This is a genomic window from Thiorhodospira sibirica ATCC 700588 (genome assembly GCF_000227725.2).
Classification (GTDB): domain Bacteria; phylum Pseudomonadota; class Gammaproteobacteria; order Ectothiorhodospirales; family Ectothiorhodospiraceae; genus Thiorhodospira; species Thiorhodospira sibirica.
The window spans coordinates 2,188,843-2,200,473 of the sequence record NZ_MU255056.1 but is presented as its reverse complement, the minus strand read 5'-3'; the positions used below and the strand labels follow the sequence as shown (position 1 = coordinate 2,200,473).

General features: G+C 59.7%; 7 protein-coding genes. 5 read left to right on the top strand and 2 right to left on the bottom strand.

Translation table 11 applies throughout. The features are described 5' to 3' along the window. Positions 1-7 precede the first annotated feature (7 nt). The 3 genes from THISIDRAFT_RS10280 (at position 8) to THISIDRAFT_RS10270 (ending at position 3,460) form a co-directional block, all read left to right on the top strand. A complete protein-coding gene (locus THISIDRAFT_RS10280; protein ID WP_006787066.1) occupies positions 8-886 on the top strand; it encodes an energy transducer TonB in 879 nt (292 codons plus the stop codon). 99 nt (positions 887-985) lie between these two features. Beyond that, positions 986-2,014, top strand: coding sequence for a tRNA preQ1(34) S-adenosylmethionine ribosyltransferase-isomerase QueA (gene queA / locus THISIDRAFT_RS10275; protein ID WP_006787065.1), 1,029 nt, complete (start codon positions 986-988; stop codon positions 2,012-2,014). A 198-nt stretch (positions 2,015-2,212) separates the two neighbouring features. Beyond that, a complete protein-coding gene (locus tag THISIDRAFT_RS10270; protein ID WP_006787064.1) occupies positions 2,213-3,460 on the top strand; it encodes a DUF2254 domain-containing protein in 1,248 nt (415 codons plus the stop codon). 64 nt (positions 3,461-3,524) lie between these two features. Here THISIDRAFT_RS10270 and THISIDRAFT_RS10265 read toward each other — a convergent pair whose 3' ends face one another. After that, entirely contained in the window at positions 3,525-4,865 is a 1,341-nt protein-coding gene (locus THISIDRAFT_RS10265; RefSeq protein WP_006787063.1) for an AmpG family muropeptide MFS transporter, read from the bottom strand. Next, entirely contained in the window at positions 4,862-5,668 is an 807-nt protein-coding gene (locus THISIDRAFT_RS10260; RefSeq protein ID WP_006787062.1) for an exodeoxyribonuclease III, read from the bottom strand. The genes THISIDRAFT_RS10265 and THISIDRAFT_RS10260 overlap by 4 nt, the downstream gene beginning before the upstream one ends. Before the next feature lie 168 nt (positions 5,669-5,836). Between THISIDRAFT_RS10260 and THISIDRAFT_RS10255 the strand changes: the two genes are divergently transcribed. Together THISIDRAFT_RS10255 and THISIDRAFT_RS10250 are read left to right on the top strand one after the other, a co-directional pair. Further along, positions 5,837-9,670, top strand: a complete 3,834-nt coding sequence (locus tag THISIDRAFT_RS10255; protein WP_006787061.1) for a translocation/assembly module TamB domain-containing protein — start codon at positions 5,837-5,839, stop codon at positions 9,668-9,670. Then, complete coding sequence (locus THISIDRAFT_RS10250) at positions 9,670-11,625, top strand: autotransporter assembly complex protein TamA (RefSeq protein WP_040851924.1); 1,956 nt, start codon at positions 9,670-9,672, stop codon at positions 11,623-11,625. The genes THISIDRAFT_RS10255 and THISIDRAFT_RS10250 overlap by 1 nt, the downstream gene beginning before the upstream one ends. The last annotated feature ends 6 nt before the right edge of the window (positions 11,626-11,631 follow it).

The following is an 11,631-nucleotide window of genomic DNA, read 5'->3' as shown; positions in this document are numbered from 1 at the left end:
CGCGCCCATGAACACCTTTGCTGCGGATTCCGTGACACCGGTTGATCGTCTGGGGCTGGCTTTGTTTCTGGCGGCCACGGTACATGCGGTGCTGATTCTCGGCGTTTCCTTTGGCTTTGCCCAAGGGCGGGCGCCTGCGCACAGCGCGCATCTGGATGTCACCCTGGTGCAAACCGCCAGCGACCAGTCGCCCGAACAGGCAAAGCTGATTGCCCAGGCAGATCAACTCGGCAGCGGTACGCTGGAAGAAAGCCTGCGCCCCAGTGCCCCGTTGAGCGCCGTGCAGCCACTACCCACAGACGGCCTGGCGCACACCCAGGCGGCTCAGGCCACAACCCCCAGGGCAACCGATCCACAGGCGCAGCAAGTGCTGGTCGGACAAGCGCCGGCACTGCTGGCCCAACAAGACCGCCAACAGCAGGCCCCGCATGAATTGCCGCCTGCTGACCGCTTTGCCGAACGCAGCCTGGAAATGGCGCGCCTCGCCGCTGAAATTGCTGAACGGGATCAGCGCTATGCGGAGCGCCCCAGAGTGCATTTCATGGATTCCGTGAGCACCAAAACCGCCGTAGAAGCTGCCTACCTGGATAGCTGGGTCAATACCGTCGAGCGCATCGGCAATCTGAATTACCCCGACGATGCCCGGCGGCGGCGCTTGCACGGAACCCTGGTCGTCAATGTGTTGCTCAATCACACCGGCGAGGTGCTGGAAACCCGCATCGCCACCAGCTCCGGCGAACAGGTGCTGGATGATGCCGCCCGCCGGATTGTGGATCTGGCCAAGCCCTTTGATCCTTTTCCTGCGGACATGAAAGAGACCTATGATCAGCTCTGGATTATTCGCACCTGGATTTTTCAAGGCACACACGCCATCACAACACGCTGACCCTCTTTTTTGTCGCACCCACTTTGCCAAGCCTTGCCGCCATGCCATGCAGCCGGTGGCAAGGCTTGCTTATCTCTTACCTCTTGAAGGCGTACGCGCATGCAACTGACCGATTTTTCCTATGACCTCCCCCCTGAATTGATTGCCCAGTTTCCCCTCAAAACCCGCACCGCATCGCGCCTTCTCTGCCTGGATGGGGCCAGTGGTGCGCTCAGTGACCGAACGTTTACCGACTTGCCCCAGTTACTGCGCAAGCACGACTTGCTGGTATTCAACAACACCCGCGTCATCCCCGCCCGTCTGCATGGCCACAAGCTGGATTCACGCGGTCAGGTCGAGGTCTTGATTGAGCGCATCACCGGGTTACACGACGCGCTCGCGCATGTCAAAGCCAGCAAGGCCCCGCGCAAAGGACAACGCCTGTGGCTGGAAGATGCCATCGAAGCGGTGGTCAAAGGTCGCGAGGGTGATCTCTTCCAGCTCAACTTCGTTGACAGCAAACCGCTGCTGGAACTGCTGGAAAGCCACGGGCATGTCCCCCTGCCGCCCTACATCAAGCGCGCCGATGAAGCCGCCGATCAGCGCCGTTATCAAACCGTCTATGCCGACATTCCGGGTGCCGTGGCCGCCCCCACGGCGGGCCTGCATTTTGATGAAGGCATCCTCGAAACGCTGAAACAGCAGGGCGTTGCCCAGGGTTTTCTCACCCTGCATGTGGGCGCCGGCACCTTTCAGCCGGTACGCACCGCGCAGATTGAAGAACACATCATGCACCCGGAATGGGTAGAAGTCAGCGCCGACCTGCTGGCACAGATCGAACACTGCAAAGCGCAAGGCGGGCGGGTCATTGCCGTCGGTACTACCGTCGTACGCGCCCTCGAAGCCGCCTCCCAGCACGGCACCTTGCAGCCCTTATCCGGCGATACTCGACTGTTCATCACCCCTGGCTTTGAATTCCATGTGGTCGATGCCATGCTCACCAACTTTCACCTCCCCGAATCCACCCTCTTGATGCTGGTCTGCGCCTTTGGAGGCTATACAAACGTCATGCACGCCTACCGCCACGCCGTCACCCAGGGCTATCGCTTCTACAGCTACGGCGACTGCATGTTGCTGACACCTGCCTAGCCGGAGCGCCGAGTTGCACTCAGTAGCGGTTAAAGATTCTCCCCCTGTTAAGGAGGAGTCCCGCCGCAGGCGGGGAGGGGGTAAGGTTTTTTTACAAAGAACCACCCCGCTCCTACGGAGCCCCTCCTTAAAGTCGTCTTGGCCGGTTTTGAGTTGGGCACTATTAGAGATCTTTCCAAGTAACGATATTGAGTGAATATGGTTTCCAAAACGGGCTGGATTTTAAAGCAACATCTGCGCAAGGTCTGGGTGCGTGTTGTAGGCTATGCCATAGTGGCGGTGTTGATCGCCATCCTGGCGCAGTGGCTTTCGCCGTGGATGCCTGAAACGCTGCAAGAGGTGATTAGTATGGAGGCGGTGAACCAGGTACTCAATATCCTGGCGTCTTCCATGCTGGCAGTGACCACCTTTTCTTTGTCTATTTCGGTTTCAGCCTTTGCCGCTGCTGCTGGTAATGCGACCCCCAGAGCCACGGAATTGCTGCAAGAAGACCGCACCACGCAATATGTACTGGCCACCTTTCTCGGGGCTTTTTTGTTCAGTCTGGTCGGCATTCTTGCGCTTAAAGCCGGGTTTTATGATGGCGGCGGGCGGTTGTTGCTGTTTGTGGCCACGGTGGCCGTGGTGAGTCTGGTGGTCATTGCGCTGTTACGCTGGATGACGCATCTGATGCGCTTTGGACGGTTGAGCGATACCCTGGATCGGGTCGAAAAGGTCAGTATCAAGGCGCTCACCGCCCGGGCCGCCAATCCCTATCTGGGCGGGCATCCGCTGCACACCGCACCCCCGCCAACGGCCACGCCGCTGTATGCGGTGAAGGTGGGCTATGTGCAACATATTGATCTGGCGGCATTGTCGCTGTCTGCCGAGACGCTGAAAGCACAGTTTTATCTTGCCGCCTTGCCGGGATGCTTTGTGCATCAGCGGGTGCCTTTGCTATGGATCGAAGGAGCGAGCGTGTCGGATGAAGACGCGGAGGCTGTGCGCGCCGCCTTTAGCTGTGCCAATGCCCGCACCTTTGACCAGGATCCACGCTTTGGGCTGATTGTCTTGGCTGAAATTGCCTCGCGGGCCTTATCTCCCGCCGTGAATGATCCAGGTACGGCGATTGAGGTCATCGGGCGATTGGTCAGGGTGTTGTCGCACTGGCAGCCCGCACAGACCCCGGACGTTGTTTATCCACGCCTGCATCTGCCCCCGGTACGCGAAGGCGAGATGCTTGAAGATGCGCTGCGTCCTTTGGCGCGTGATGGGGCGGGCCTGATTGAGGTGCAAATCCGTTTGCAAAAAGCCTTGATCACCCTCGCTGCGCAACCACCGGGCGGGTTTGCGCAGCCCGCCTTGTACCTGTCTACGGAAAGCGTGCAGCGGGCGCGGACTGCAGGGCTGTTGAACCCCGAGATTAAACAACTGGAAGCACTGGCGGCCAGCATCGACCCTATTTAGGCTGCGGGTAGTGTCCTGATCCGCCAGGCTCGAGCTTGAGCGGGGCCGCTTTCAGTGGCGACGCCTATCGTTGGGGCTTGGGAGCGGGAAAAAGCCACATAAGCAGTAGCAGTAAGGGAATGCCCAGCAGGGCAATGCCTGCCGTCATGGCAAAAAATACTGCCCAGTCGCCATCCAGATGATCAACCATCCAGCCGCTGGCGGCCGAAAACCAGATGCGCGCCAGATTGCCCAAGGAGGCGAGTAAGGCATATTGGGTGGCGCTATAGGCGACATTGGTGAGGCTTGACAGGTAGGCCACAAAAGCGACGGTTGCCAGGCCGCCGGTGAAGTTATCGGTGATCACCGCAATTTTAAAAATCAGCAGATTCTTGCCAGACATCGCCAGCCAGGAATAGGTGAGGTTGGTGGCTGCTGCCAGAAAGCCGGCCACAAACAGCGATTTCATCAAGCCAAAGCGATGCACCAGAAAGCCGCCAATCAATACGCCCATGGCGGTTGCACCGAGGCCATAGACCTTGGCGACGTTGGCAATTTCGGTCAGTTCAAAGCCCAGTTCCCGATAAAATACCCCGGACATGCGCCCGAGCAGGGCATCACCGAGCTTGAATACAAAGATAAACACTAAAATCAGCAGCCAACCGCGCCGCTGCATAAAATCCCAAAACGGCGCAATCACGCTGACATAGAGCCAGGCGACGACCTCTCGCAGGCGCCCCCCCATAAAGCGCCAGCCTCGCGCCTGCGCCAACAACTGCGCTTCGCGCTCCAGAGTTTGTGCCGTTGGCTTGATCTTGGGTTCTTCGGCCAGCAGGATCGCCAGCATCCCGATTCCCACGGCCAGCGCCAGCACCGCATAAGCGATATTCCAGCCAAAGGTGGCCGCCAGATAAAGCCCCCCCGCACCGCCGACCAGCGTGCCGCCTAAATGCCAGCCCCAGATGGTGGCGGCGGAGCCGCTGCCGTACTTTTCCGGCTCCAGAATATCAATGCGATAGGCGTCAATCACAATGTCTTGCGTGGCCGAAACAAAGGCCACAAACAAGGCCGCCAGCGCCACCATCATCAGATTATGCGCCGGACTGGTCAGCGCCATCAGGCCAATCGCCAGCATCAGCCAGAGCTGGGTAAACAAGGCCCAGCCGCGCCGCCGTCCAAAGGTTTTGCTAAACCACGGCAAAGACAGCCGATCGACCAGCGGCGCCCACAGAAAATTCAGCGCATAGGGTGTAGCGGCCAGGGCAAACAGGCCGATGTCGGTGCGGCTTACGCCCTCATCGCGCAGCCAGATGGAGAGATTGGCAAAGACCAGCGGCGCCGGCAGGCCCGAGGAAAAACCCAGCGCCAGCAGGGTGAGCATACGCCGGTCGTAATAGCTCTTTAGGCTCTCAAGCCAAGCATTCATGCAGGGTCAGCTATCCGGGTAAATGGGTCGGGATTTAACGCATAATCAATGATTAAAGGCGCATGATCGGAAAAACGCGCCGCCGTGTAAATCGTCACCGCTTCTACGCACGGTGCCAAATCAGGGGTGATGATCTGGTAATCAATGCGCCAGCCGACGTTATTTTCCCAGGCGCGCCCCCGGTTGGACCACCAGGTATAGTGATCCCCCGCCGTTTGCTTGAGGCGAAAGGCATCCAACCAGCCCACCTCATCAAACAGCTGATCCAGCCAGGCGCGCTCTTCGGGTAAAAAACCGGAGTTTTTCTGGTTCGCTTTCCAGTTTTTGATATCAATGATTTTATGTGCAATATTCCAGTCACCACACACAATGCAGGGGCGCTGCGCCTTGTGCAGTGTTTGCAGATAGGGCAATAACGCCTCCAGATAGCGGAATTTGGCCTGTTGACGCGCCTCGCTGGAAGAACCCGAGGGCAGATAGGCGGAAACCACTGTCAGCGGGCCGATATGCGCCTCCAGCCAGCGGCCTTCGCTATCAAATTCCGGTGCTGTCGGGATACCGGTTTGCGTCTGCGTGATTGCAAGACGGCTAAACAGCGCTACCCCGCTGTAGCCTTTTTTCTCGGCAGGATGATGGAGTATCTGATAACCCGGTGGATGAAACAGGGGGTCGCGCAGCTGCTCGGGCTGGGCGCGAGTCTCCTGCAAACACAAAATATCGACATCCTGCTGTAAAAACCAGCTAAAAAATCCCTTGCGGGCGGCGGCACGGAGGCCATTGGCATTGAAAGTCATGATACGCATCATTGCTACAATACAAGGGCCCCAAAGACAAGGCAATAGCGCGTACAGCGGATTGCTTTGGTCTTGATCTGGCTCTAACATGGGCTGCTATTTTTGTGTCTGGGCGGCTTTGTGCGCTCTGGCGTATTCCTTTGATCTTTTTTTATCCTTATATCCAGAAAACACGACATGCTTGCGCGCGCACTGTGGTATCTGTTGGCTGTGACCTTGGGCTTGGTGCTGCTGTTGATCGGCAGTGCCGCGTTTTTGGTGGGGACGCAAAAGGGCAATGCTGTGGTCTTTTATGTGTTGCAGCATCATGTGCCGGCTGAGGTGTTGCAGGTGGAATCTGTGGAAGGGCGTCTGGCGGATGCGTTTGCGCTCAATGGCCTGCGCTTTGTGCAACAGGGTCAGGAACAGCACATTGAGCGGTTGGAGGTGCGTTGGCAGCCGATGGCGCTATGGCGTCGTCATCTACACCTTGAGCGGGTGATGGTTAAAGGAGCAATGCTTTCGCTGCAAACAACGACCTCTGAGGTATCCCAGCCCCAGGCGCTGAGCGGTTTCAGGCTGCCGCTGCTCCCGTTTTCCGTTGATCTGCAGCTATTGATTGAGGATGCCGTGGTGCAGCGAGGAGCGGCTGAGGCCTTGCATGTCGCACAGGCTGAACTTTTGCTGTATGGGCATACTCAGGATTATCAGCTCAGGGCGCAGTTGCAGCATCGTGGCGGGGATTTGCCCGCCGGGCATTGGCAGGCGCAGTTGCACGGTGATCGTGACGGGGCCGTGCTGCAGGCTTTGCGCGTGCAAACCGAACAGGGGGCGTTGCTGGCAGACGGTGAATTGCGCTGGCGACAGCGGCTGGAGATGACCCTGAATGCCCAGGCAGCGGATTTGGCACTGGCGGCGCTGGTTCCGGCCTTTCCTGCGGTGCTCAATGGCCCGGTGCATACGCAGCTTTATCTGACGCACAGCAACCGTCTGGAGATGGATGTGGTGCATGTGGATTCGCTGGCGGCATGGGGGCTGCACGGCGCGGTGTCGCTCAGTGGTGCGTTGGTCTGGTCGCCGATCCTGGAGATGACCTTAAACCTGCACACGCAGCTTGACGGGCTGGCGCAACATCTGGCGGTGTGGCCGACAGATCACTCGGCGCATTTATCCGGTCAGGTGGCGTTGCACGGTGCCCAGCTGACCAGCTCTGGTTTGCGTCTGCACAGTCCGCAGCATTCCGGGCAGGTGACGTTGCGGGGCGAGTGGTTATTGCAGCCGGAGTGGCAGCAAAGCCCGGTGGCGCTTGCGCTGAGCTGGCAAGGGCTGCGCTGGCCATTGCAGGCTGAAGCCTCATTGGCGGTGGCAGATAGTCCACACGGGCAATTACGCCTGACAGGCTCGCTTTCCGATTACACCCTGCATCTGCAGACGGCAGTGCATACCCCGACGCTGGCGGTGTCTGCCGCCTCGTTGCAGGCTCAGGGTAATCTTGAGGGAATGCAGATTCAGGCGCTTCACGCTGAGTTGTTGGATGGTACGCTTGCGGCCACGGGTGAGCTGGGCTGGGCACCGGAATTGCGCTGGGCGCTGGAGGTGCAGACCGAGGATTTGGATCTTCAGGCCATGGAGGCCGCCTGGCCTCAAAAGCTATCGCTGCAGGCCCGTACTGCTGGCCGTCTGGAGCGTGGCCAAGCGGTGTGGGATCTGGCACTGACGGCGCTGAGTGCCGAGGTGGCCGGGCAGGCACTGCAGGCCACAGGACAGCTACAGGCCAGCGGTGCGGCGTATCAGATCGCGCATCTGCGTCTGAGTGATCCGCAACAAAGCTGGCAGTTACAGGCAGACAACGCCACGCTTCAGCTTCCCGGCAGCGCAGGCCAGGCGCAAGCCGTTGAGCCTGTGATCACGGTGGCGCAGTGGCGGGCGCAGCTTGATTTGGCCAAGTGGCTACCGGAAGCTGCGGGCATGGTGGATGCTCAGGGGCAGTTTCATGGCACATTATCACGCCCACAGCTTGACGCCCGCATTCAGGCAAAATCCTTGCAATGGGCCGATGTAGCGCTGGAGCAGCTAAACGCGCAGGTGTCACTAGGGGCGCATCCGCAAGGCGCCTTCAACTGGCAGCTTGAGGCCACGGGCCTGCAACAGGCAGGATTAGAGCGAGTGAGCCGTCTGCAGGCCGACAGCCAGGGGCAGGTACAGGCGCATCATATCCAGCTGGCACTGCAATCACCCACCGCGCATCTGCGCACGCAATTACACGGCGGCCTGAGACTGCCGGACTGGACGTGGCAGGGACATGTGCAGCAGCTTGATCTGGATAGCGATGGGTTACGCGCCTGGCAAATGCAGGCCCCGGCAGCGCTGGCCGTGGGTGTGAAGGGGATTGCGCTGGAAGAAGCCTGTGTGCAATGTCCCAGCTGCAATCCGGGTCGCCAGTCCGTTGCCACCACCGTGTGTACGCGCCTGCAGTGGATCCCGCAGGGACAGAGCCAGCTGCAGGCGCACTTATCTGAATTGCCTGCCCGCCTGTTTCATCCCGCGATAACCGGGACCCTCAGTGGTCGCCTGGAAGGTCAGCAGAATGCCGACGGGCAGCTGCGTGTGGATGCCCGCCTGGGCTTAACCTCAGGGGTGATTCGCGTGCCGGTGGGGCTGCGTGAGCATCGCATCCCGCATGAAGGCGGCTGGCTGACGGCCCTGATGACCGAGGCGGGTCTGGCGGCGGAGCTGTCTTTGGCGCCTCTGCCGCAAGGCAGGGCACAGGTGGTGCTCGCCCTGCCGGGTTTACGGCACTGGCCACCGCCGCCGACCCAGCCGATACAGGCGGGGATACGCGCCCAATTGCCTTCGCTGGAAGTCCTGCAGGTGTTTTTGCCCAACGTCAGCAATACCCAAGGGCGTCTGGCGGCGGATATCTCCATCGGTGGCACCCTTGCCAACCCGCAGCTGGGGGGCGATATTCAGCTACACGAAGGCGCGGCGGATATCCCGCTGCTGGGGGTGGCGCTGCGCGAGATCACGGTAGCCCTCACCCCCAGCACCACCCCGGCGCAGCAGGTAAACATCCATGGCCATCTGCGCTCCGGTCAGGGGCGGGTGGTGCTGGCCGGGCTGGCCGATCTGCGCCAGCAGCAGCTACAGCTGCGCATTGATGCGGATGAACGCCTGCGCGCCAATCCCCATAGCAATGCCTTCAGCGTGTTGCACACGCCCAGTCTGCGTGCCACCGTAGTGCCCAGACTTGAGCTGAAGGCCGATCGGCAGGCCCTGCATATCGAAGGAGAGTTATTTATTCCGGTAGCCGCCATCACGCCCGGGCTGGGAGTGGCCGGGGGCAGTGACAGCCCTGCACTGATCACCGCCTCACCGGATGTGGTTATCAGCGGTCAAACAGACAGCGCACCCGATCTTTCTCCGCAAACCCCATTTCGCTTGCGCACTGATATCAATGTGGTACTCGGGCGGGCGGTGCATGTGGATGCCATCGGTTTCAAAAGCCGCCTCGGGGGGCATGTGCGGCTACAGCATGCGCCGGATAACAACACCCTGATTCCAACGGCACAAGGCATTCTGTATGTGGTGGATGGCACCTTTCGCGCCTTTGGTCAGGATCTGGCGGTGGAATGGGGGCGTATTCTGTTTAATGAGGTTTTAGTCACAGCGCCGGAACTGGATATCCATGCGGTGCGCTGGATTCGTGATGCCGATGCCGTGCAAGCGGTTGGGGTGCAGCTAAGCGGCCCATTGGAGCGCACCCAGATCAGCCTGTTTTCCCGCCCCGCCCAGCTGGATGCCATTACCATCCGCAGTTATCTGATTTCCGGGCGAGGGCTGGATGCCGGGACCCTGGTGCTGGGACATGGGGTGTATCTCAGTGATGCCATCTATGTGGGCTATGGTGTCAACCTGCTGGAACGCAGTCATGAATTCAACCTGCGCTACGACATCTTGCGGCAACTGGGCCTGGATGTACACATCAGCGAGGCTGACAAGATTTTCAGCTTTTCCTACATTCTTGAGCGCTGATGATGATGTCCGACCCTCGCGTGCATTACTGCTGCCTGCTGCTCACCGCAGCCCTGTCAATGCTGCTGTGGTGGCCCGCGTGGGCCGATGAAGCGCATTTTGCAGAACACTTCAATGAGCGCATCGAAGTGCGTCTTGAGGGCTTAAGCGGTGAAGCCCTGCGCAATGTGCAAGGGCTGTTGAGTCTGGTTCGTGCCCAGCAGCAAGCGCCGCAAGAGACACAAGCGGTATTATCGCCGCCATTGATCGAGCGCTTGCATCAACGCGGCTTTGCAGAAATCCGCCGTGCCTTGGAGCCCTTTGGCTATTATCAGGCACAGATCACTGGAAGCCTCACCCCGCCGTCACAGCCGGGACAGGCCTGGCAGGCACACTATCAGATTACGCCCGGCGAGCCCATACCGATTGACCAGATTGAGTTGCGCTTTGTGGATCATGCCCAGGACACCCCGCTGTTGAGGCAGCTGCGCCAGCAGTTGCACTCCGGCCTTGGCAAGACGCTGGATCATCGGCGCTATGAACAAGGCAAGCAACAGCTCTTGCAAGGTCTGCAACAGGCCGGTTATCTGCAGGCCCAGTTCCGCCTACAGCGGGTGGCGGTTGATCTGCACACCTATGTCGCACAGATTATTTTGCATGTGGAAACCGGCCCCCTGCTGCGTGTGGGTGAGATTCACATTGAGCAGGAAGGCTTTGATGAAGCCTATCTGCACAGCCTGATTCCCGTGCGGCGCGGGGCTCCGCTCACCCTGGATTTGCAATCAGAATTGCGCCATATCTTCAGCGCCAGCGGCTATTTTGCCCAGGTGGAAATCGAGCGCCTCAGCCCCGATCCGGCCACGCCTGACCTGATTCCGCTGCTGATCCGCCTGCAGCCGCTCAAGCGCAACCGCTACCGGGCACGCCTGGGCTGGGGTACTGACAGCGGTGTGGGTACACAACTGGACTGGACGCGGCGTTATCTATGGGATCGCGGCCACCAAATGCGCCTCGGCGGGGTCTGGGTCGAGCAGCGCAACAAAGCCGCCCTGGATTTTTTATACACCCTGCCTGCAGACCCCTGGCTGGGTTATCACCTGGAACTGGCCGCCCGCCGCCAGGGCAAGGATTTGAATTACGGTGATGTCTCGCTGGATGAGGGTGGACAAACCCGCATCACCCACCAGGCCATCAGTCTGCGCCTGCCCCGTAACCGCAGTCTGCGCGGCCAGCATTGGTCAGAGCGGTTGAGCCTGAGCTGGGTGGAAGAGGAATATGATCTGTTCGAGGTGCTGTTTGGCAACCTGCCACCGCTATCGCAAGAGCATATCGCCAGCGTATTAGGCAGTGATCGGGCGCTGCTGGCGCCCGCCTTCAAGGCGCTGGTACCCGGCGTCGAATGGACCTATCGCCAGGCCGACAACCCCTTGCATACCACACACGGCAATTATCTCAATCTCAGCCTGCACGGTGCCCATGAAAGCCTGGGCTCCAATGTGCGCTTCTGGCAAACCCGCCTGGCGGCCATGCACATCCGTCCGGTTTTTGGCAATGATCGCCTGATTTTCCGCAGCGACTGGGGCTATACCGATGCCACCACGGCGTCTGTGCTGGGGGCTTCGCTGAATCGTCTGCCGGAGGATTATGAGTTTCGCACTGGCGGAGATCGCAGCGTGCGTGGCTATCGCTACGAAAGCCTGTTGCCCCGAGAGGGCATTACCGGCGGTAAACACCTCAGCGTAATAAGCCTGGAATATGAACGCACCCTGTTTAAAGACTTCAGCGCGGCGGCTTTTGTAGATGGCGGGAATGCCTTTAATGACTTCAATGATATGGATATCAAAGGCGGTATCGGCCTGGGCCTGCGCTGGCGCTCCCCCATCATCGGTCTGGTGCGCCTGGATACTGCCGTGCCCTTAGATGAAGAGGCGCTGGATCGCTTCCGCATCCACTTCACCGTAGGGCCTGAATTTTAGGATAGG

What these genes read in the sequence shown, in the direction of transcription:
- THISIDRAFT_RS10280 (WP_006787066.1), top strand. Translation starts at nt 8, where the DNA reads ATGAACACCTTTGCTGCGGATTCCGTGACACCGGTTGATCGTCTGGGG.
- THISIDRAFT_RS10265 (WP_006787063.1), bottom strand. Translation starts at nt 4,865, where the DNA reads ATGAATGCTTGGCTTGAGAGCCTAAAGAGCTATTACGACCGGCGTATG.
- queA (WP_006787065.1), top strand. Translation starts at nt 986, where the DNA reads ATGCAACTGACCGATTTTTCCTATGACCTCCCCCCTGAATTGATTGCC.
- THISIDRAFT_RS10255 (WP_006787061.1), top strand. Translation starts at nt 5,837, where the DNA reads ATGCTTGCGCGCGCACTGTGGTATCTGTTGGCTGTGACCTTGGGCTTG.
- THISIDRAFT_RS10250 (WP_040851924.1), top strand. Translation starts at nt 9,670, where the DNA reads ATGATGATGTCCGACCCTCGCGTGCATTACTGCTGCCTGCTGCTCACC.
- THISIDRAFT_RS10260 (WP_006787062.1), bottom strand. Translation starts at nt 5,668, where the DNA reads ATGCGTATCATGACTTTCAATGCCAATGGCCTCCGTGCCGCCGCCCGC.
- THISIDRAFT_RS10270 (WP_006787064.1), top strand. Translation starts at nt 2,213, where the DNA reads ATGGTTTCCAAAACGGGCTGGATTTTAAAGCAACATCTGCGCAAGGTC.